This is a genomic window from Paucibacter sp. KCTC 42545, assembly GCF_001477625.1.
Lineage (GTDB): Bacteria > Pseudomonadota > Gammaproteobacteria > Burkholderiales > Burkholderiaceae_C > Paucibacter_A.
This window is the reverse complement of the sequence record NZ_CP013692.1, coordinates 962,346-983,462: the sequence shown is the minus strand read 5'-3', so window position 1 is coordinate 983,462 and position 21,117 is coordinate 962,346. Positions and strand designations below refer to the sequence as shown.

Genomic DNA, 21,117 nt, shown 5'->3' with positions numbered 1-21,117 from the left:
GATTTCCCGAAAGGTCGGTCGGGACTCCCGATTCTGGTTGCGGTATTCTTTGGTGATTTCATTTCAACGTAAGTAGCGGCTCTAATATCCATTCCCAGATTGCTCTTTTGTCCTGGGTCACATCCGCTTCGAGGGCCATGCCGACTTTGAGCACCTGAGTGCTGCCATAGGTTTTGATTTCTTGCTTTTTTAACTTCACGCTGATTCGATAAAGCGGCTCATTTGTCTGCGCCGCCGCCATGAGCGCCTGGCCCTGACCAACTGGTAAATCCTGCGCGGCAATCGGCGTCTGGCTGATGCTTTTCACTGCACCTTCTGCCATTCCGAACTTTTGGTAGGGGTACGCCGCGTAACGCAGCCAAACGGACTGACCGGGCTTTACAAAGCCTGCCGTTCGGCTGGGGGCGTAAAGTTGGGCTTCCAACTCTGAATTTGCGTGTCCTTTACTTTCTGGCACCAAGCTCAGCAAGGTTTGACCTGCTTGCACAGCTTGACCAGGGTGAATGTCGAGCGCAGTGACTCGGCCTGCCTGGGAGGCCATCAGCGTCAGTCCACCCCGAGCGTCGTTTTCTGTGGTCTCTTGGCTGAGGCTGGCCAGTCCGCGATCCACCTGAGCCAGGTTGGTGTGGCTGGCAGTTTCGTTGTTGAGCATTTCGGCGCGAGTGGCTTGAATGCCTCTTTGCAAGGCTGCTAGGCTTCGCTCGGCATTGCGCTCGCGCAGTTGTACATCCAGCAACTCTTCCTGCTTTTGCTGCAATTGCACGGCGGAGACAAAGCTTTCTTTCTCTAGTTCGGTGTAACGGGCCAAGCTCTTGGCGGCCAAGTCAGCGCGCAGGCGGTTTGCATCCAGCTCGCCTTGCGCTTGGCGTTCCTCGGCGGCCAGACTGCGCAGCCGGTCATTCAAAGCGTCTTGACGCTGGCGTTGCTGCTGTTGCGTCAACAAGCGTTCGGTGTCCAAGCTGGCACGGCGTTGGGCCAAGGCTTGGGCGTTGAGGGTGGCAGCATCGCCCAAGGGAGTGTTGCGCTCACTCTTCAAGCGCATCAACACCTGCCCGGCTTGCACCAGTTCACCCTCATGAACCAGCACCTCCGTCAAGACGCCAGCCTGCGGCGCACTCACAGTCAACATGCCGGCCGTCGGCATCAGCAACCCTGGCAGCTTGGCCTTGCGGGTCACTTCACCCCAGATGGCGTAGCTCACCAAGGCCACTGCCATGCTCAGCGAGATACCGGTGACCCATGCAAAACTGGGTGGCCGGCCAATGCGAATGCTGCCGAGCCATTGAGCTTGGCTGGCCTCCATCACCTCTTCCCTGAACAACGCTTGCGTCAAAGCCATGCTCTCTGAACCCTCAAAGGATTCGAAAGCGGGCCGACTAACGCTGAGCTTGATGACGACCTGAGGAACTCAGACCGGCAACCCCGCTATCTTGCGAAGGTCCCGTGTTTAAAACGGAACCCTCCAACACCGGAGGCTTTGCGTCGCCGGCTCGCGCCGGGTTTGCGATTAAGACCTGCCCTAAGAGGCGTCGGCCTTGTCTTGATTCCAAAGCTGCCAATGCAACTTTGTTGGCAATCCATGACTTTGTTCATGAAATGCTGATCTGGCGAGCAATCTAACTTTCGAACTGAAAACTTGGTAGGCCCTACATCGAGGGGGTATCAGAATATGTCGCCATGTGATAAAGCGACACTCAATCCAAGGAACGGTAACTTAGCGAGGTCGCGTAAGCTCCCCCACCAAGTAGACAACTGAAATCAGAGAATGCGGCCCAACCCGAAAGGAAGAGGCCCATGAGGAAGAGCAAGTTCACGGAGAGCCAGATCGTGGCGATCCTCAAAGAAGGCGAGGCAGGCATGCCTGTGGCGGAGGTGTGCCGTAAGCACGCCATCAGCGCGCCGACGTATTACGCGTGGAAGTGCAAGTACGCGGGCGCGACGGTGTCGGACCTGACGCGCATGCGCGAGCTGGAGACAGAGAACGCGCGGCTCAAGCGCATGTACGCGGACTTGGCATTGGAGAATGCCGCGATCAAGGACGTACTGTCAAAAAAATTCTGACGCCGTCCGTGAAGCGGCAGGCGGTCGAGGTCATGGTGACCGAGCACCGCTTGTCGATCACGCGAGCCTGCCACGCCGCGGGCTTGTCACGGGCGGCGTACTACAAGGTGCCACCGTTGCCACAGGAGAAGGATGCCGAGGTCATTGATGCGCTCAACGGCATCGTCGAGCGCAACGGTCGCTGGGGATTCTGGAAGTGCTTTGACCGTCTGCGCCTGGATGGTCGGCCATGGAACCACAAGCGGGTCTGGCGGGTGTTAACCAGTCCAAGTTTTTGTCCGCATCCCCGGTGGCTCAATATTCGGTCGGCGCCAACAGAACATGCGGTCCTTGGCGACCGAATTCAGGCCGGGGTCCTGTGGTTTTGCGCGTTGCAGACGCACTCATGCCTGCGCCGCCTGCAATATCCGTTTCCTGGCCATCCACAGATTGCTCAGCGCAAACAGCGTGACCAGTTGCGCCGTGTTCTTGGCCAGGCCGCGATAGCGTACCTTCACATGGCCGAACTGGCGCTTGACCACGCGGAACGGGTGTTCGACCTTGGCTCGAATGCTGGCCTTGAGCTTCTCCAGTTGGTCGATGAGCTGATGGCTGGCGCGCGTCTTGTCCAGCGCGCGCCGCTTGCCGGGCCGCATGGCCACGTGCCAGGAGGCCTGAATGTCCTTGGCATCGTCGCGCTTGTCGGCGCCCTGGTAGCCGGCATCGGCGAAGACATCGCTCTCTTGGCCATGCACCAGCGCGTGTGCTTGGGTCACATCGCTGACGTTGGCCGCCGTGCCCACGACCGTGTGCACCAGCCCGGATTCAGCATCGACGCCGATGTGTGCCTTCATGCCAAAGTGCCATTGGTTGCCCTTCTTGGTTTGATGCATCTCGGGGTCGCGCTTGCCGTCCTTGTTCTTGGTCGAACTCGGCGCGGCAATCAGCGCGGCGTCGACCGCCGTGCCTTCCTTGAGCATCAGCCCCTTGGCTGCCAGCGTGGCATTCACCTCCTCGAGCATTTTCTGGCTCAGCTCGTGCTTCTCCAGCAGGTGCCGAAAGCGCAGGATGCTGACACGATCAGGCATCCGGCTCATTCGGCCCAGGCCCGCGAACTCCCGGTACAGCGCCACATCGAACAGCGCCTCTTCCATGGCCATGTCGCTCAAGCCAAACCACTGCTGCATGAAGTGAATCCTCAGCATCGTCTGCAGCTCAAATGGCGGCCTTCCGGTCTTCGCCACCGGCGCGTGGGGCGTAATCACAGCCAGCAATTCGCCCCACGGCACCACGCGTTCCATCTCGTCGAGAAACACGCGCTTGCGTGTTTTCCTCTTGCTCAATTCCAGGCCAAGATCGTCTTGCTTCATGCCGAAATTCTTCTAACCTTCACGCCTCGACACCACCGGGACAAGTGCGGGTTTTGAACACCATCCCTAGCAGGCTGCTGAAATACCTCCCGACAACTGGAAAATTGACACTTCCGATGGTCATCTACCCCTTGCTAGGCTCAGAAAAATGGCTTGTAGGCCGTTCTATGAGGTCGAACTTTTGCCACGGGCAGCATAAAAACAGTATTCCAGCAGCCTGCTAGGTTTCGCATATAAGTCCTTTGAAAGTAAAAATAGGAGGAATGTCAATCGGGTCCTCCGCTTGCCCGGGCATATTTCCCCCAAAGTCACCAGAAATAACATGGGGTAATTACAAAAATAATGATGAAGTTTTTCAGGGTCGGCTGAAAAAGTGGTTGGCAAAAATTAATGACAAGTTTCTAGTCAATTTTCAGAATTGAAGCGCAGCCTCGCCCTTTGTGGCGCAAGAAATTGGCATGCCGCACGTTAAAAAAGGGCGAGTGCCTTTCGAGCAAGTCTTCCAAAATAGAATTTGCTCGGCGAGCTAGCCCAACGGCTGCCGCTGAGGTGCGCGAGTTTGCGGAACGGGTTATGCAGCGGTCTCGACCTGGTGTTTGCGTTGACGGAAGACTTGGCCAACACCGGCAACATCTTGACCGCCCAGCGATGGACCGTCGCATGATCGACCGACACGCCGCGCTCGGACATCATTTCCTCCAGGTGGCGAAAGCTCAATGGATAAGCCGCGTACCAGCGCACGCAAGTCATCATGATTTCCAGCGGAAAGTGCATGCGCTTGAGCACTCGGCGAAGGGCGGCGTTGATTGCGACTTTGTGGAAATCGTCCATGGCGGCCATTGTCTCAAACGCTTAATGCGACAGAACCCCATGTGCACTGCAGATCATAGCAAGGGCTGCGAGTGCGCATTCGCTGGATTCAGACTGGAGAATCATCACTCTTCTTCTTGAGTAGCTTTGAAAATCCAGAAAATACTCCAAGACAAACCAGAGACGAACCCAATTCAATTAAATGATCCCCGTAAACCGCCCCACCAATAGCGATCATACCCACCCCCACTAGCAAAATAAATAACCACAAATACGAAAATGAGGCAAGCCTTCTTGATGAATTCCTCCGCCTGAATAACCTACTAAAAAACAACGCAACCAACCCAACGACAACAAAATCAATAACACCCATCAAAGCTGGAAACAAGTATCGCATATAAAACCTATAAAAACTTGCAATGTCGATATTCAACCTCACAAGTTGATGCAAAAAGTTAATAGCTAGGCGGCTGAGGAATCCGAGGCCGTTGATTCCCCATGCCCCAGAGTTGTGAATAGCCTGTTTTCGCTGCAAGGCCAACTGCCCCAGCTAACGTGGCGCCGCCACCAAGTCCGACTACTGTTGCAGTGACTCCTGCTCCCAATACAAATGCGCCAAGTTGTTGCGCAGAGTTGGTCGTATAGGTCGCAGTCTGTCCATTGACATTCGCGTAGCCGGTGATTTGTGTACTATTATTTGACAGGACTTGAACGGTAAAGGTGAATGACACTCCTATACTTGAATCCCAACACGAAACATATCCACCACCGCCGGCACTACCACCATCATCAGAAAAACGTTGAAAAACACACTCGAACTCGCCACCAGAGACAGATGAAATTTCTTCAGGAGCTATAATTCGCATTGTACGACCTTTAAAAAATCTAGAAACGGCTAACTTTACCCAATAACCTTAGAAACAAGGATATTCTTCAAATATTCGTCTACATTTTTAGGGATGGTGTTCAAAACCGGTAAAGCCGAGCTGGGGTGACGACAGCTCGGCTTTACCGGTTTTGAACACCATCCTTAGTCCACCACGTGCATCGTTTTCAGTGAATTCCTGGCTGAGGCTAGCCAGCCCACGATCGACTTGAGCCAGACTGGTGCTGCTACTGGTTTCGTTGTTGAGCAGTTCTGCTTTGGTTGCCTGAATGTCGCGCTGCAGAGCGGCCAAGCTTCGCTCGGCGTTGCGCTCACGAAGTTGCACATCCAGTAGTTCTTCTTGCTTCTGCTGCAATTGCACGGCCGAGACAAAGCTGTCTTTCTCTAATTCGACGTAGCGGGTCAGACTCTTAGCCGCCAGGCCAGCTCGCAAACGGTTGGTTTCCAGCTCAGCCTGAGCCTGACGTTCTTCGGCGGATAAGCTGCGCAGTCGATCATTGAGCGCTTGCTGTCGTTGACGTTGCTGCTGTTGCGTCAGTAGCCGTTCGGTTTCTAGCGTTTGCCGGCGCTGAGCCAAGGCCTGGGCGTTGAGGATTGCTGCATCACCCAGCGATGTGGTGCGATCGCTTCGCAGCCGAATCACCGGCTGACCCGCTGCGACCAACTCACCTTCCTTGACCAGCAACTCAGTCACAACCCCGACTTGTGGGGCGCTGACGGTCAGCATGCCCGCTGTCGGCATCAGCAGGCCTGGCAGCTTGGCCTTGCGGGTCACTTCACCCCAGATGGCGTAGCTCACCAAGGCCACTGCCATGCAAAGTGACAAGCCGGTGACCCAGGCAAAGCTGGGTGGGCGGCCGATGCGAATACTGCCGAGCCATTGAGCTTGGCTGGCCTGCATCACTTCTTGCCTGAACAACGCTTGCGTCAAAGCCATGCTCTCTGAACCCTCAAAGGATTCGAAGGCGGGCCGACTAACGCTGAGCTTGATGACGACCTGAGGAACTCAGACCGGCAACCCCGCTATCTTGCGAAGGTCCCGTGTTTAAAACGGAACCCTCCAACACCGGAGGCTTTGCGTCGCCGGCTCGCGCCGGGTTTGCGATTCAGGCCCTCCCCATTTGGGTATGAGCCTTGTCCTGATCGCAAAGAAGCCGAAGCAACTTTGCTGGCACTCCATGACTTTGCTCATGAACTGCTGACCGTATGACAAATCTAACGGCAAAATCACGAACTCGCACTCCCCCATCTTGCAGGGGTAGCAATCCACCAGACTCTGTGCTAGGGATGGTGTTCAAAACCGGTAAATCCGAGCTTGGGTGACGACAGCTCGCAGCATCTGGTGCGCATGTACTCGCCATGGGCCGCGATTTGATGAGCAGGCGGTCCTTGGCGACCGAATTCAGGCCGGGGTCCTGTGGTTTTCCGCGTTGCAGACGCACTCATTCTGAAACAGCGTGCAAAACTTTCCAGATTCCCGGGGTAAACAGCGTCCAATAGTTTCCACCCTGGGGTGTGCAACCATCCGGCGTTTTCGCCGGGGAATCTGGGGTGTTAAACATGGAAGTTATTGCCGAGATCCGGCGGCGGCATTTGGTCAGCAAGGAGAGCATCAGCTCCATCGCGCGGGATCTGAACTTGTCGCAGCCCACGGTGCGCAAGCATCTACAAACTATTGAAGCGCTGGGTTATGTTCGCCAGCATCAGCCTGCGCCCAAGCTGGGCTGCTTTCAAGCCACGCTGGAGAGTTGGCTGCAAACCGAGCGCCACCTGCCCAAGGCTCAGCGGCGCACAGCCAAGCGTTTGTTTGAAGGCTTGCAGAGCGAAGGCTATCGCGGGGCCTATGACAGCGTGCAGCGTTGCGTGAAGCAATGGAAGTCCGCGCAGTTGGCGCCAAGCATCAAGGGCGCATTCGTGCCGCTGGTGTTCGTGCCGGGAGACGCCTGCCAATTTGACTGGAGCCAGGAGCAGGTGGACATTGACGGCGTCGTGCAAACCGTCAAAGTCGCGCACTTTCGTTTGGCCTATAGCCGGCAGATGTTTGTGGTGGCCTATCCACGCGAGACGCAGGAGATGGTGCTGGACACTCCTCATGACCTGCCCCCTCCCGCCGTACCAGCCATGCGGAAGTCCCGGTTGAAGGTTACTTGATCTCGTTGCGTGTAGCCGGTGGCGCCTGGTTCTTGGTGCGGTGGCGCTGCGCGAACTCAGCCGGCGGTATCCGACCCAGGCTGCTGTGCGGCCTCACCTCGTTGTAGTCCTGCCGCCAGATGGCGATCTCCGAGCGCGCCTGCGGCAGCGTCTGGAACCAGTGCTCGTTCAAGCACTCGTCGCGGAACTTGCCGTTGAAGCTCTCGATGTAGCCGTTCTGCATGGGCCGCCCTGGCTGGATGAGGATGTGCCGCACGTCGTGAGCTTGCGCCCAAGCGATGAAGGCCCGGCAGGTGAACTCCGGCCCGTTGTCGGTTCTCACCGCCGCAGGGTAGCCCCTGAAGATCGCGGCCCGGTCCAGCAACCGCGTCACGTACTGGCCCGAGATGCCGTAGTCCACGGCGATGTCCACACACTCGTGCGTGAAGTCGTCGGCCACAGTCAGGCACTTGATACGCCGGCCATTGGCCAGGCTGTCGGAAACGAAGTCCATGCTCCACACCTCATTGACTCGGGTCGGCACGGTGAGCGGAACGCGCTCGCTGGCTGCCCGTCTGATCTTCTTGCGCTTGCGCACCGCCAACTGCGACTGGCTGTACAACCGATAGACGCGCTTGTGATTGACGCCAGGGAACTGTGGGCGCAGCAGGTCATGGATGCGGCGATAGCCGAAGCGGCGCCGCACCTGTGCGATCTCGACGATCTTGGCGCTGAGTTGCTGCGTGGCCTCATCGACCACGGGCGGGTTGCGATAGCTGTCTCTGGAGAGCCCCACCAGGCGGCACGCGCGGCGTTCGGACAGATGGTGCTGGGCAATCATCTGGGTCGCCGCGTCGCGCCTGACCTGCGGGGCTAGGGCTTTACGCCGAAGACGTCCTTGAGCGCGTGGATGTCCAGGTGGGCCTCTGCCAGCAGGCGCTTGAGCTTGGCGTTCTCGCCTTCGAGCTCGCGCAGTCGCTTGGCATCCGTGGCCTGCATGCCGCCGTACTTGGCCCGCCACTTGTAGAACGTGGCGTCGCTGAAGCCGCCTTGCCGGCACAGCTCCTTGATCGGCATGCCGGCCTCGGCCTGCTTCAGGAACCCAATGATTTGTTCCTCGGTGAATCTGCTCTTCTTCATGTCCATCATTCTCCTGGTTGATGGACTTCCTCTCCATTACGCTGGTACGGCTGGGAGGGTGCAGGTCAACCGGAGCCAGCCTCCAGGGCTACTGCATCGCTATTGATTGTCGCTCCCAACGCCTTCAATCGTCCAAGAGCTTCGAAGTACTTGCCCACCTGACTCTTAGCGCTCATTAACTACCTCCCTCCAGATGAGCTTGCGCCTTGAGAAGCACCTCCAGATGTCGCGCCTCAAGCCGATGCTCGACGCTTCCGCACATCTCTCGCTCCAGGGTGAGCACTAACGTTTTCTGAGACCGCACGACTGCCTGCAGCCTCTTGGAGAAGACCACCATGTTTGGGCAGTTGGACTCCAGGCAGTCGTATGGGATGGGCTCCAGCGGCTGGACCTTGCATTCCTCCGTCGAGACACAGCCACCCAGTACGGTTTCACGAAAGGCGAGTTTTTTCTCCGTGAACAGCCTAAGAGTAGCCGCGCGGCTACGTGATTCCAGAACGCCCGACATCCGCTGCACACCCACGCCACCAAAGAAGTTCTCGTCGGAGAACAGCAAGCCGAGGATGTAGCCGAAGTAGCTACTCTCCGTCTTAGAAGCACTCCATTCGTGGCTGAAGTGATCCTTATCAAAGACCAGGTTGATGGCGCGTGAGTAGCCGTCAGCGTAGTAGGACGTCATCTCCTGCGTGATGTGTTGTAGCTGCGCCTTAAGTGCAGGCAAGGTCACCATGCCAGAACGGTGGGCGTAAACCGCCAAGCTTCGTCGTAACTGGTGGAAGGCCAGCGGCCAGCGGTTGCCTACCTTTATATCGTCACGCTGCCAGTCTCGTTCCAGCTCCAACCTGTCAAGTTCGTCGATGTCCGCCTGCTCGACCAATGGGCACAAGCGATTGCGCAGCAGGGCAAAGGCAGCAACTAGGGTTTGGCCGTTCTTGCATCTGAATGGGCTCGCAGTCGAGGGGAAGAGAAGGGCCTGCTGACTGCCGTTTGGGAGAGCCTTCGTTTCGGCCAGGATAGTCCGGGCAATGCGCTTTGCCAGTTCGACGGCCCGCCCCCCCTGGCGACTCGTAATCCAGGAGGCCGGTGTCTTCTGACCGTTGTTCAGCTTTTGGGTAAAGCCGTGGAGCTCGTAATGTGTCGCGCCTAGGTGCTCAAATGTACGGATGCATCCCTGCAGCGGAAGGGTGAAAACTTCACCTTTCCGCATGCCGCTGAAGGCTGCGACATTGAGCATTAGCCCAACCTGGCATTCACTGATGCGTCCGGCTATGTAGTGTTCGAGCGACACCATCGAAGCAGGGTCATAGCCAAGAGGTCGCAGAGTCGCTATCACGTCGGCTAGCGCCTTGGCGCGGTAGGTCTTTCGCTTCGATGGCGAAGCCCCGATGGGAATAGCCCGGGACGCTGCCATGCTGCAGTGATATGCATTGAGGAGCACATCGATATCGCGTTCGACCAGATCCATGTGCGCAGCCAATCCCGCAAGGATGCCGCAGTAGACGCGAGAGGGGATAAGAGGTGTCTGGCGGGAATCGGGGCGCGCATCCGTCGTCGAGCGCAGCGCCTGCCTAAGCGCTTTGAGTTCGATTCCTGGCTCCAGACCCAGCGCCTCGCTGTGGCGCCAGAGTGTCTGTATCAAACCTGGCATCAGTTCGATGTAAGAGGTGGTCAGAGATTCCGAATCCTCGGAGACCCACTTTGGGTTCGTAAGCAGCGTGAATAGATCCACGCCGCGGTGGCTGGCCTTGCCCCACCAAGCGGCAATCGCATAGTTCGCAATCCTGATGCTCATTGGCGCTCGGACTTTACCTGCGTCGATATAGAGCCACATCAACGCCTTGTGCTGCTCACGTATGCGAGCAGCCAGCTCGGGGCCGGTCGAGCCCCCAGCAGCTAGGAAGTGCAGCATGAGCGCTGACGTGCCGTCGGCACTCATGCTGGTGAGATTCCAGGAGACATCTCCGTAGCGCGAAACCACCCTCCCCTCCGCATCGCGGCTGACAATTGTCTCGGCGGGGAAATAGGCCGGGAAGGTGCCAACAAGCGAAGCGGAGGGCATGGTGAGACGCAGGTCGGGGCTAATCATGCTCCAGCCCCCCCGCTGTTCACAACGCTTCACCCGAGCGGTCGGACAGCATCCCCAGCAGATGCAGCTGCTGCAGTTTCGACGACCAGTAGCTAGTCAAGTTGCCGCCCTCGTCGACGTCGTATCGCACATCTTCATAGATCTTAGGCACTCGCAGCCGGATCTCTCCCAGAAGGGCATCGATGCGATCGACGATAGCAAGATAAACACGCTCAACTATGACCGAGTCGAACTGAAGCGGGACGATACGTTTGAGCGCCGCGCGGCAAGACATCAGTTTGCGCAAGTCCACCTCATCGGCGTGCAGGCGGTAGTTGTCGCAGAAGAAGCAGCCCTCGACCTTGTTGCAGTCAGGCTGTACCTGCAGAGTAGAGCGGAACGGAGAGGGATTGCCATAGTCCGCACAAGCTCCCGCCGGAACGGACTCAGTGGCAGATGACGCCAGATTGCCAGCAGAGCTCGCAAGGATGGTCTTCTCCAGGGAGCCGAGATACTGCCCCAGCTCGACCGCACGCAAGCCCTCCTGCGCCTTGCAGTAGGCACGTACAGCCGTCTCCACACTGTGCCCCATGACCGCCGCCGCCACCGCGACTGTTTCGCGGCGTACAAGGTGCTGCTGCTTGTAGGCGCGCAACTGCCGCAGCGTCACCGGCGGCAGCTTCGCACCAATCGACGAGAACTTCTTGCGAAGGCTTTGAAGGAAATAGCGTGCGAGCGGTTGGACGGAAGTTGGGCTGATCACGCTGCGGAGCTGTGAGTACACATCGCTGTACCCGCCCTGCACGTACAGCGGGCCGATGTCGTCGCAGCCGAGGTGCTCTATGAACCGCTTGCGAATACGCAGGTACGTCGGCAACCGCGTCGCCGTTAGGGCGGTCAAGTGCACTGGTACGAGTTGGCCGCCAGCACGGAACTTGACTGCCCGGTACCTCAGGCTCACCTTGTCGGGTTGCGACAACTGGTCGTTCAAGTCCTCGGGCTCCTCAAAGCCCTGCAGCACCGAGAGATTCGCGCCCGAGTCAGCTAGTACAAGGACTGCGAAAGCGACGCACGCCAAGTCCATTACACGGGCGTCTGTGTAGCACTCGGGCAGCTCGTAGATGCGCGGGTCGCCCCCCGCAGACAGGTGCAAACACCGTGCCGATCCAAGGGAGTTTTCGCCCGCGATCTCGCGCAGCACTATCCCTGCTGCGGAATCAAAGACTGCCTGCACCATCGACACAAAAGCTTGCACAGCGTCATCTACCGGAGCAGCTGTACCGACCCACTGCCGGTAGGCTAGCGGCTCAAGACGGTCCAGGTAGTTGCGGTCATGAATCACCGACAAACAGGCGATCGCGTTGTGATCGCGCTTCGCCACGCTGCCGGGCAATAGTTGATGGCTCTGCAGACGCGCGCGTAGGTAGGAGTGGTAGTCCCGAAGCGCCTGAAACGCGATCTCGGGGTCGCTCAGCACCCGCTCGAACTGCCCATGGTGTTCGGCCTGGTCTGCCCAGGCGAGGAAACTCGATAAACACTTGAGGCGACCATCGACTGAGGCCGGGCGGGCGTTGTCGTGCCGGCACCACTTCGACAGGCGGTCAAGCACAGCCGGCATCACAGCAACTCGGGCCGACGACAGTGAAGAGCAGTCGAACATGGCGCTGCCGCCACGGCCCGACTTGCGGCGCAGATAGCACCAGAGGTGTATGTGGGCCCGCAGCCGATCTGCAAGATCAAGCACGGTACGCTCCGGCACAAGAATCTCGGGCGGCAGATCGAAGGGGAACTTGACGGAAGCGAAGGTCGCCACAAGGCTTGGCCTGTTCTGCATCCAGCCCGGGGCTCGCGAAGCGACTCTTGGCACGGCCACTTCACAGTCCCTGGAGAAAGCCAATTAGGTGACTGCCCCAGCCAGCCTGGGCACGCTCAATGTGATGTACTCGTTCCCGGTACTCCAGATAGTTGTCAGTCGTGCGCGAATTCTTGTGCCACATGAGCTTACGCAGTTGTTCCCGTGCCAGGAGGTAGCTTGAGCGGGATGCTTCAACACCTTCTGAACCATCAACGCGTGTTGCGTGATCGACCCAGTTCATGCCGAATGTTGCGCGCAGGTCGTGAAACCGATACTGGAAGCTCGGCAAGGTCTTGCGAACTTCAGGGATAACTGCGGATTCTATGAACTCGCGCAGGCGTCTGCCATCCCTCGCCGAACGCCGCAACGGCATGCCGGTATCACGCAAGACGTTCCGATCCTCCTTCGACTCGTAGTAGGGCTGCCCATGCTGCGTGAGGAAAAGGTAGTTAAAGGGATCTTCACCCAACTGAGATCGACTGCGTCGCCTGCGGGCCTGCTCCGACACTGCGTAGGCGTGCAACATCTCATACAGCTCACGCCCCATCGTGAGATACACGCCCGTGATGTCGCGCTTGGTATCGATGCCGGTACCTGGCCCGCAGCGTAGCTTGTAGGGCCATTGCCTGACTTCACTCGATGGGCGAACAAAATCTCGCACACGCAGCGTTAGCACGGTCATTTCCCGAGCCCCCGAGAATAGCGCGACCAGATGCATCAGATTGCACACCAGGTTGTCCAACCGCTTGAGCGCGGCAATCAAAGCCTTCTGCTCTTCGACTGACAGCGGACGGAGCTTGGCGCCGTCATCAATGGTCTCGTCCCAGGCGTCCTCACGCCTCGGGGCCTTGATTGAAACGTCGGTCGTCGTAACCTGCGCGACTTGATTGAAGCCCGTCGAATCCCGGTATCGAATGCCAACGCTCCTGTCGACCCACGGCGCATTCGCTGGCGCGAATCCCAGGCGCGGGTCCGTCATCAGGAAACGGTAGAGGCCAACTACGTTCGACATGCGCCGCTTTGCGGTGTTCGGCGCGAGTTCACGAGCGTTGATCTGCTCAATCAAATGGGTGCGGAAAAAATACGTAGGGCGCAGATACTTATCGATGGCTGAGAAATCATCCCACTCCAAGGCCACCTCGTCGAGATATGCCTTGTAGGCCGCCAGATCCTGGGCAACTGGTCTCAGAGACGCTATGCCTAGCGGCTTGGCGCGCGCTCGCTCAATAAGCCATAGACACGCGGGCGCCCAGGGGGCGCCATCGCTGCCAAGAACTAAAGGAAACGTCGCAAACGAGGTCCAGCGTGCCTGGCTATGGTTCCACGGAGCACGCCAGTACTTGACATGCCTCCCCCCGTGCCAGTGATCGACCGGCAAACAACCCGGACCGGCTCGGTCCGACGCTACCGTCAGCCTTAGCCTGGGGAGCGTGAAGACTGAGGTCGACTGCGCTTCGATAGACACGACAAAGGCCGCATCCGTGGTGCCGGCGGCGGGACTTGAACCCGCATTTCCGCAAAGAAGAGGGATTTTAAGTCCCTTGCGTATACCAATTTCGCCACGCCGGCAACGGACACATCAATGATGATGTGTACATACTATGGATTCAGCCGAATCTCGTCAACTAAGCAATAACAGCCGGATAGCGGATTTTAAGTCCGCTGCGTCTACCAATTTCACCACCCGGGCGGGCGTGCTTTGCGCGAGATTATCACCGCATCGCAAAGCTGATTTTCCAACTGAAAAAGGGAAGCCGTATGGCTTCCCTTTTCGTATTTGGAGCGGGAAACGAGACTCGAACTCGCGACCTCAACCTTGGCAAGGTTGCGCTCTACCAACTGAGCTATTCCCGCATTGCCGGTCAATGAGACTTGCGACTCACTGCCATGCTTGGTACTAAAAATTCCCCAGATTTCTCTGGAGCGGGAAACGAGACTCGAACTCGCGACCTCAACCTTGGCAAGGTTGCGCTCTACCAACTGAGCTATTCCCGCAGTGATTTCTTGGAGGCGCGATCCAGAGTCGAACTGGACTAACCGGATTTGCAATCCGGGGCATAACCGCTTTGCTATCGCGCCTTAAGAACTGTTAGTCTGGGTCTTGGTGAAACCCGGACTAAAAAAGGAAGCCTGAGCTTCCTTTCTTTCAAATTTTGGAGCGGGAAACGAGACTCGAACTCGCGACCTCAACCTTGGCAAGGTTGCGCTCTACCAACTGAGCTATTCCCGCATTGTCTTGACGACACCTCACTTCTTCCCGCGTAGTATTTGCTGATTTATCAAGAACCGAAGTTTTTGACTTATTTACAAACTTGCGCGTTTCGAAGCAAGACCAAGATTGTATGCCGGATTTAAGTGCCTTTGCAAGCTTTTGAGAGATTTCTTCAAAAATCTTTCAATCTCTCCACTTCAACCCGGCTCGAACCTCAAACCGAGATCAATGTGTAGCCGCAGGCGCGGCCACCACATCACCGGGCTTGGCCGCCACGGCGGGCTCTTCATCCGGCAGGGGCTGAGGCATGGATTCCAGGGCCACTTCCAGCACCCGGTCGATCCAACGCACCGGCACGATCTCAAGCTGGTTCTTGACGTTCTCGGGGATGTCTTGCAAGTCCTTGACGTTGTCCTCGGGAATCATCACCGTCTTGATGCCGCCGCGGTGAGCCGCCAACAGCTTCTCTTTCAAGCCGCCGATGGCAGTGACTTCCCCGCGCAAGGTGATCTCACCCGTCATGGCCACATCAGCGCGCACGGGAATGCCCGTCAGAGCCGACACAAAGGCCGTGGTCATGGCTGCACCTGCACTGGGGCCATCCTTGGGCGTGGCGCCGTCAGGCACGTGGACGTGCACATCGCGCTTCTCAAAGAGCTCGTCCTTGATGCCTAAGCGGCGGGCGCGTGAACGAACCACCGTGCGAGCAGCCTCGACCGATTCCTTCATCACATCGCCCAGCGAGCCGGTGCGGATGATATTGCCCTTGCCCGGCATGGCCGTGGCTTCAATGGTCAGCAGATCGCCACCCACTTCGGTCCAAGCCAGACCCACCACTTGGCCGACCTGATTCTTCTTCTCGGCGCGGCCGAAGTCGTACTTGCGCACGCCCAGGAAGTCGTTCAGATTGTCTTCGGTGACGACGGCCTTGCCCTCGATCGTCTTGAGCGCGATGCCCTTCACCACCTTACGGCAGATCTTGGAGACTTCGCGTTCCAGCGAGCGCACGCCGGCTTCGCGTGTGTAGTAGCGAATGATGCCGCGGATGGCGGATTCGGTGACTTCCATCTCCGAGTCCAGCACGCCGTTGTTCTTGCACTGCTTGGGCAACAAGTAGCGCTGAGCGATATTGACCTTCTCGTCCTCGGTGTAACCCGACAGGCGGATCACTTCCATCCGGTCCAGCAGCGCTGGCGGAATATTCATCGAGTTCGAAGTGGCGATGAACATCACGTCGGACAGGTCGAAGTCGACCTCCACATAATGGTCGCCAAAGGTGTGGTTCTGCTCGGGGTCCAGCACTTCCAGCAGGGCCGAAGACGGGTCGCCACGGAAGTCCATGCCCAGCTTGTCGATCTCGTCCAGCAGGAACAGCGGATTGCGCGTGCCGACCTTGGACAAGCTCTGCAGCACCTTGCCCGGCATGGAGCCGATATAGGTGCGGCGGTGGCCACGAATCTCGGCTTCGTCACGCACGCCACCCAAGGCCATGCGCACGAACTTGCGGCCGGTGGCGCGCGCCACGGACTGCCCCAGCGAGGTCTTGCCCACGCCCGGAGGGCCGACCAGGCAAAGAATCGGCGCCTTGACCTTGTCCACGCGGGTTTGCACCGCGAGGTACTCAAGGATGCGGTCCTTGACCCGGTCAAGACCGTAATGATCTTCGTCCAGCACTTGAGCGGCGTTGACCAGATCGTGCTTGATCTTGGTCTTCTTGCTCCAGGGCAGATTGACCAAGGTCTCGATGTAGTTGCGAACCACGGTGGCCTCGGCCGACATCGGCGACATCAGCTTGAGCTTCTTCAGCTCGCCATCGGCCTTTTTGCGGGCGTCCTTGGGCATCTTGGCGGCCTGGATCTTCTTATCCAGCTCTTCCAGATCAGCACCTTCTTCGCCGTCGCCCAGTTCCTTCTGGATCGCCTTGACCTGCTCGTTGAGGTAATACTCGCGCTGGCTCTTTTCCATCTGGCGCTTGACGCGGCCACGGATGCGCTTTTCCACCTGCAGGATGTCGACCTCATGCTCCAGCAGATCCAGCAGCGTCTCCAGACGCTTGCCGACCTCGGACAAGTTCAGCACCGATTGCTTGGCGTCGAGCTTGAGCGGCAGATGCGCAGCAATGGTGTCGGCCAGACGACCGGCGTCATCGATGCCACCGATGGAGGTCAGGATCTCGGGAGGAATCTTTTTGTTCAGCTTGACGTACTGGTCAAACTGCTGCGTCACGGCGCGGCGCAGGGCCTCGATCTCGGGCTTGGTGTCCGGCTCGGGCGGGATGGGCATGACCTCGGCGACGAAGTGTTCCTCGCCGTCGGTGATGGTTTGCGTGGTGGCGCGCTGCAGGCCTTCCACCAACACCTTGACGGTGCCGTCGGGCAGCTTGAGCATTTGCAGGATGCTGGAGACGCAACCCACTTCAAACATATCGTCCGACTTGGGCTCATCCTTGCCGGCGGCTTTCTGTGCCACCAGCATAATTTGACGGCCAGCTTCCATCGCCGCTTCCAGGGCCTTGATGGACTTCGGGCGCCCCACGAACAGCGGGATCACCATATGCGGGAACACCACCACATCGCGCAAGGGCAAGAGCGGCAGCGTGATGAGTTCCGCAGGCAGAACGGGATGACCAGACATGTAAACCTCTCTTTCTCAGCCCTAGCTGCGGGCTGAGCGGGCAATTGCAAGACGCCGAACAAAACAGAACAGGCGGTGATTCACCTGTTCATTCGGGGCTAGATAGATTGGTTGATTGATGCTTAGGCGCTGGCCTTGGCTTGCTCTCGGTAAACCAGCAGAGGTTTGGCGTTCTCGTCGATGGTGTGCTCATCCAGCACCACTTTGGCCACGCCGTCCAGCGCGGGCAGCTCGAACATGGTGTCGATCAGCGAGAGCTCCATGATGGAGCGCAGGCCACGTGCGCCGATCTTGCGCGCCAGCGCCTTCTTGGCAATAGCGGTCAGGGCCGAGGGACGAATCTCCAACTCCACGCCGTCCATCGCGAACAATTGCTGGTACTGCTTCACCAGGGCGTTCTTGGGCTCGGTCAGGATCTGAATCAGCGCGTCTTCGGTCAACTCGCCCAAGGTCGCCACCACAGGCAGTCGGCCCACCAGTTCGGGGATGATGCCGAACTTGATCAAGTCGGCCGGCTCCACCTCGCGGAAGATCTCGGACACGCGACGCTCGTCCTTGCTCTTCACCGAGGCACCGAAGCCAATGCCGGTTTTCTCGGAACGGTTCTGGATGACCTTCTCCAGGCCATCAAACGCACCGCCGCAGATGAACAAGATATTGGTCGTGTCGATCTGCAAGAAGTCCTGATTCGGGTGCTTGCGGCCGCCCTGCGGGGGCACCGAGGCCATCGTGCCTTCCACCAGCTTCAGCAAGGCTTGCTGCACGCCTTCGCCCGACACATCGCGGGTGATGGAGGGGTTGTCGGCCTTGCGGGAGATCTTGTCGATTTCGTCGATGTAGACGATGCCGCGCTGGGCGCGCTCGACGTCGTAATTGCAGTTCTGCAGCAGCTTCTGGATGATGTTTTCAACATCCTCACCGACATAACCCGCCTCGGTCAGGGTGGTCGCATCGGCGATCACAAACGGCACGTTGAGCAGGCGGGCCAGCGTCTGAGCCAACAAGGTCTTGCCGGAACCGGTGGGGCCGATCAAGAGAATATTGCTCTTGGCCAACTCAACCGAGTCCTTGGTGCCAGCCATATGGCGCAGGCGCTTGTAGTGGTTGTAAACCGCCACCGACAGCGTGCGCTTGGCAACATCCTGGCCAATCACATACTGGTCAAGGCTGGCCTTGATCTCGCTGGGCACGGGCAAGTCCGACTTGCTGGCGCGCGCCGCCGGCGTGTCGGCAGGCACTTCGTCGCGCACGATGTCGTTGCACAGCTCGATGCATTCATCACAAATGAATACCGACGGGCCAGCAATCAACTTCTTCACTTCATGCTGGCTCTTGCCGCAGAAGGAGCAGTACAGGACTTTTTCGCTGGAGTTGCCTTTTTTCTCGGCCATGGATCTGCTTGTCTTTCAGGCGTTAATGCCTGCTGTGATGATAGTTCAAACGCATACGGGGCCCTTAGCTTGAAAAGGGCCCCCTTACGCTCGCTGTTAGAAGCGGCAATTCAGCGGATCAGGGGCGCTTCTCAAGCACACCATCAACCAGCCCGTAGGCCTGCGCTTCGGCGGCGGACATGTAGTAGTCACGCTCGGTGTCGGCCTGGATTTTCTCCAGGGTCTGGCCCGAACGCTCAGCCAGGATGCGGTTGAGTTGTTCACGAGTTTTGAGAATCTCGCGCGCATGAATCTCGATGTCCGTGGCCTGGCCCTGTGTGCCACCCAGCGGCTGGTGAATCATCACCTTGGCATTGGGCAGCGCAAAGCGCTTGCCCTTGGCACCCGCAGCCAGCAAGAAGGCGCCCATGCTGGCGGCCATGCCCATGCACAAGGTCGAGACCTCGGGCTTGATGAAGTTCATGGTGTCAAAGATGGACATGCCGGCCGAGACGCTGCCGCCGGGCGAGTTGATGTACAAGAAGATGTCCTTGTCCGGGTTCTCGCTCTCGAGGAACAACATTTGCGCCACCACCAGGTTGGCGACCGCGTCATTGACGGGGCCCACCAAGAAAATAATGCGCTCGCGCAGCAGGCGGCTGTAGATGTCGTAGGCACGCTCGCCGCGGCCCGACTGTTCGATGACGATGGGCACCATGCCCAGATTGTTGATTTCCAGCGCGCTCATGTAGGTCCTCTGAAGAAAGTCTCTATGGATCAGGTGTTGGGGCTGATTATGTCGCCACAAGACCTGACCCTTTGAATTTGGAGCTTATCCGCAACTTGGCACGATTCAGCTGAGCCCGAAACCGAGCCCTGGGCACAAGCGCCAATGCGCGCAATACCGCGGGGTCAAGCCCTGCGTTGCTAGTTGCCATCGGCGCCCTGCCCCGAGCCCAAATCAGCTCGCCGCCCTCCGCCGAAAAAACCGGACAAGAGTTCCGAGCCAAAAAGCAAAAAGCGCCGCCCTTGCGGTACGGCGCTCTCTTCAAGCTGATGATCGGGTGAGGATCAGTTGGCTTGTTGAGCCATCAGTTCGTCGAAAGGCAGAGCCTTGTCGCTGACCTTGGCCTTGGCCAACACGAAGTCGGTGACGTTGTTTTCAACCACAACGGCCTCCACTTCGGCCAGGCGATTGCGGTCGCTGAGGTACCAGCGCACGACTTCGGCGGGCTTCTCGTAGCTCTGAGCCAGGTCTTCGATATGGGCTTGCAGTTGCTCAGGCTTGGCTTGCAGGTTGTTGGAGCGAACCAACTCACCCACCACCAGACCCAGGCGCACGCGACGCTCGGCTTGCGGGCGGAAGATTTCTTCGGGGATCGGCGCCTTGTCAGCATCCTTCACGCCACGCTTCTTCAGGTCTTCACGGGCCGCAGCCACCATGCGCTCGGTCTCACCGGCGATCAGGGCATTGGGCACGTCGAGTTCAGCGGCAGCGACCAGAGCGTCCATCACGGCGCCCTTGTTGCGAGCCAGCACGCGGAACTTGACTTCGCGCTCGAGGTTCTTCTTGATGTCGGCGCGCAGGCCTTCAACGCTGGCGTCGGTGATGCCCAGGGACTTGGCAAAAGCCTCGTTCACTTCCGGCAGATGCTGGGACTCGATCTTCTTGACCGTGACCAGGAAGTCGGCTTCCTTACCAGCGACGTCCTTGCCGTGGTAATCCTCAGGGAACGCCAACGGGAAGGTCTTGGAATCGCCAGCCTTCATGCCGCGCACGGCCTTCTCGAACGCTTCCAGCATCTGGCCTTCGCCGATGATGAATTGGAAGCCTTCGGCCTTGCCGCCTTGGAAGGGCTCGCCATCGAGCTTACCTTCGAAGTCGATGGTGACGCGATCGGTGTCGCCGGCCACATCGGCTGCGCCGCGCTGGGCGAAGCTGCGACGCTGCTTGCGCAGGATCTCAACCGTCTTGTCGATGGCTTCTTCGGTCACTTCGCTGACAACGCGCTCGACGTCGGCGTTAGCCAGATCACCGATCTTGACTTCCGGGTAGACCTCGAACGTGGCGTCGAAAGCCATCTGGCCTTCAGGCGACTCGTCCTTCTGGGCGATGCGGGGGGCGCCGGCCACGCGCAGCGCGGCTTCGTTGGCGGCGGCCGAGAAGGCCTCACCCAGCTTGTCGTTCATGACTTCGTACTGGACGGAGTAGCCATAACGTTGTGTGACCACGCTCATCGGCACCTTGCCGGGGCGGAAGCCATCGGCCTTGACGGTGCGAGCGAGTTTCTTCAGACGTTGCTCGACTTCGCTGTTGATGTCAGCAGCCGCCAGCGTGAGCGTGATGCGGCGTTCGAGCTTTTCGAGGGTTTCGACGGTGACAGCCATAGTTGACTCAATACAAAGTTATCTGGTGCGCGGGGCCGGACTCGAACCGGCACGCCGGTGAAGGCGTCAGGACCTAAACCTGGTGCGTCTACCAATTTCGCCACCCGCGCTAGAAGGATTTCAGGCCCGCTCTTCCGGCTGATTGGCGCCAGACTTCTGGCACCAACACAACCGAGCAAGCCTGCGGCATTTCGGCAAACCGTGGATTGTAGCCACT

14 protein-coding genes, 6 tRNA genes, 3 pseudogenes and 2 riboswitches are annotated in these 21,117 nt (G+C 58.5%); of the genes and pseudogenes, 2 read left to right on the top strand and 21 right to left on the bottom strand.

Annotated features, from left to right (window positions below; genetic code table 11):
* Positions 1–58: 58 nt before the first annotated feature.
* Together AT984_RS04300 and AT984_RS23925 are read right to left on the bottom strand one after the other, a co-directional pair.
* Positions 59–958 carry an HlyD family secretion protein gene (locus AT984_RS04300; protein WP_231741517.1) on the bottom strand — a complete coding sequence of 300 codons (900 nt, stop codon included), beginning with the start codon at positions 956–958 and terminating at the stop codon, positions 59–61.
* A gap of 87 nt (positions 959–1,045) precedes the next feature.
* Positions 1,046–1,129, bottom strand: a pseudogene (locus AT984_RS23925) (biotin/lipoyl-binding protein); the annotation flags it as partial.
* A 283-nt stretch (positions 1,130–1,412) separates the two neighbouring features.
* Positions 1,413–1,516, bottom strand: a riboswitch (cyclic di-GMP riboswitch).
* A gap of 278 nt (positions 1,517–1,794) precedes the next feature.
* On the opposite strand from AT984_RS23925, the pseudogene AT984_RS23415 reads away from it, so the two are divergent.
* Positions 1,795–2,318: pseudogene (locus tag AT984_RS23415) on the top strand (transposase); the annotation flags it as partial.
* 126 nt (positions 2,319–2,444) lie between these two features.
* Here the strand turns inward: AT984_RS23415 and AT984_RS04290 are convergent.
* From AT984_RS04290 to AT984_RS04280, 5 genes and pseudogenes are all read right to left on the bottom strand, one after another.
* On the bottom strand, positions 2,445–3,410 hold the full coding sequence (locus tag AT984_RS04290; RefSeq protein WP_058719045.1) for an IS5 family transposase: 966 nt from the start codon (positions 3,408–3,410) through the stop codon (positions 2,445–2,447).
* Positions 3,411–4,019: 609 nt separating this feature from the next.
* Positions 4,020–4,241, bottom strand: a pseudogene (locus tag AT984_RS04285) (IS6 family transposase); the annotation flags it as partial.
* A gap of 21 nt (positions 4,242–4,262) precedes the next feature.
* On the bottom strand, positions 4,263–4,346 hold the full coding sequence (locus AT984_RS23920) for a cysteine peptidase family C39 domain-containing protein (RefSeq protein WP_442952183.1): 84 nt from the start codon (positions 4,344–4,346) through the stop codon (positions 4,263–4,265).
* On the bottom strand, positions 4,330–4,755 hold the full coding sequence (locus tag AT984_RS23410; protein ID WP_231741516.1) for a hypothetical protein: 426 nt from the start codon (positions 4,753–4,755) through the stop codon (positions 4,330–4,332). The genes AT984_RS23920 and AT984_RS23410 overlap by 17 nt, the downstream gene beginning before the upstream one ends.
* 418 nt (positions 4,756–5,173) lie before the next feature.
* Positions 5,174–5,881, bottom strand: a complete 708-nt coding sequence (locus AT984_RS04280) for a biotin/lipoyl-binding protein (RefSeq protein ID WP_197418241.1) — start codon at positions 5,879–5,881, stop codon at positions 5,174–5,176.
* Between the two features lie 235 nt (positions 5,882–6,116).
* A riboswitch (cyclic di-GMP riboswitch) is annotated at positions 6,117–6,220 on the bottom strand.
* 401 nt (positions 6,221–6,621) lie between these two features.
* Here AT984_RS04280 and AT984_RS04270 point away from each other — a divergent pair.
* Positions 6,622–7,257, top strand: coding sequence for an ArsR family transcriptional regulator (locus AT984_RS04270; protein WP_156421888.1), 636 nt, complete (start codon positions 6,622–6,624; stop codon positions 7,255–7,257).
* Here the strand turns inward: AT984_RS04270 and AT984_RS04265 are convergent.
* From AT984_RS04265 to AT984_RS04195, 14 genes are all read right to left on the bottom strand, one after another.
* A protein-coding gene (locus AT984_RS04265; RefSeq protein WP_442952163.1) for an IS3 family transposase occupies positions 7,250–8,376 on the bottom strand; the annotation gives its coding sequence in 2 pieces (ribosomal slippage) (positions 7,250–8,133 and positions 8,133–8,376; 1,128 coding nt in all). The two genes, AT984_RS04270 and AT984_RS04265, sit on opposite strands and share 8 nt — an antisense overlap.
* 175 nt (positions 8,377–8,551) lie before the next feature.
* Complete coding sequence (locus tag AT984_RS04255; protein ID WP_231741515.1) at positions 8,552–10,462, bottom strand: hypothetical protein; 1,911 nt, start codon at positions 10,460–10,462, stop codon at positions 8,552–8,554.
* 19 nt (positions 10,463–10,481) lie between these two features.
* On the bottom strand, positions 10,482–12,254 hold the full coding sequence (locus AT984_RS04250) for a hypothetical protein (RefSeq protein WP_156421886.1): 1,773 nt from the start codon (positions 12,252–12,254) through the stop codon (positions 10,482–10,484).
* A 61-nt stretch (positions 12,255–12,315) separates the two neighbouring features.
* Positions 12,316–13,434 (bottom strand): integrase, encoded by a 1,119-nt coding sequence (locus tag AT984_RS04245; RefSeq protein ID WP_231741514.1) that lies wholly within the window; start codon positions 13,432–13,434, stop codon positions 12,316–12,318.
* Between the two features lie 344 nt (positions 13,435–13,778).
* Positions 13,779–13,865, bottom strand: a tRNA-Leu gene (locus AT984_RS04240).
* A gap of 209 nt (positions 13,866–14,074) precedes the next feature.
* Positions 14,075–14,150 (bottom strand) — tRNA-Gly (locus AT984_RS04235).
* A 65-nt stretch (positions 14,151–14,215) separates the two neighbouring features.
* Positions 14,216–14,291: transfer RNA gene (locus AT984_RS04230), tRNA-Gly, on the bottom strand.
* Positions 14,292–14,301: 10 nt separating this feature from the next.
* Positions 14,302–14,375: transfer RNA gene (locus AT984_RS04225), tRNA-Cys, on the bottom strand.
* Positions 14,376–14,450: 75 nt separating this feature from the next.
* Positions 14,451–14,526, bottom strand: a tRNA-Gly gene (locus AT984_RS04220).
* Between the two features lie 207 nt (positions 14,527–14,733).
* Positions 14,734–17,142, bottom strand: coding sequence for an endopeptidase La (gene lon, locus AT984_RS04215; protein ID WP_058719038.1), 2,409 nt, complete (start codon positions 17,140–17,142; stop codon positions 14,734–14,736).
* Positions 17,143–17,264: 122 nt separating this feature from the next.
* Positions 17,265–18,533 carry an ATP-dependent Clp protease ATP-binding subunit ClpX gene (clpX, locus tag AT984_RS04210; RefSeq protein WP_058719037.1) on the bottom strand — a complete coding sequence of 423 codons (1,269 nt, stop codon included), beginning with the start codon at positions 18,531–18,533 and terminating at the stop codon, positions 17,265–17,267.
* Positions 18,534–18,651: 118 nt separating this feature from the next.
* The gene (gene clpP, locus AT984_RS04205) at positions 18,652–19,260 is read right to left on the bottom strand and encodes an ATP-dependent Clp endopeptidase proteolytic subunit ClpP (protein ID WP_058719036.1); all 609 of its coding nucleotides are present in this window, start codon (positions 19,258–19,260) and stop codon (positions 18,652–18,654) included.
* 323 nt (positions 19,261–19,583) lie between these two features.
* A complete protein-coding gene (gene tig, locus AT984_RS04200; protein ID WP_058719035.1) occupies positions 19,584–20,900 on the bottom strand; it encodes a trigger factor in 1,317 nt (438 codons plus the stop codon).
* Between the two features lie 23 nt (positions 20,901–20,923).
* Positions 20,924–21,010 (bottom strand) — tRNA-Leu (locus tag AT984_RS04195).
* Positions 21,011–21,117: the final 107 nt, after the last annotated feature.

Coding starts and splice junctions, on each gene's coding strand:
- AT984_RS23920 (WP_442952183.1), bottom strand. CDS start 4,346: ATGATTCTCCAGTCTGAATCCAGCGAATGCGCACTCGCAGCCCTTGCT.
- lon (WP_058719038.1), bottom strand. CDS start 17,142: ATGTCTGGTCATCCCGTTCTGCCTGCGGAACTCATCACGCTGCCGCTC.
- tig (WP_058719035.1), bottom strand. CDS start 20,900: ATGGCTGTCACCGTCGAAACCCTCGAAAAGCTCGAACGCCGCATCACG.
- clpX (WP_058719037.1), bottom strand. CDS start 18,533: ATGGCCGAGAAAAAAGGCAACTCCAGCGAAAAAGTCCTGTACTGCTCC.
- clpP (WP_058719036.1), bottom strand. CDS start 19,260: ATGAGCGCGCTGGAAATCAACAATCTGGGCATGGTGCCCATCGTCATC.
- AT984_RS04290 (WP_058719045.1), bottom strand. CDS start 3,410: ATGAAGCAAGACGATCTTGGCCTGGAATTGAGCAAGAGGAAAACACGC.
- AT984_RS04255 (WP_231741515.1), bottom strand. CDS start 10,462: ATGATTAGCCCCGACCTGCGTCTCACCATGCCCTCCGCTTCGCTTGTT.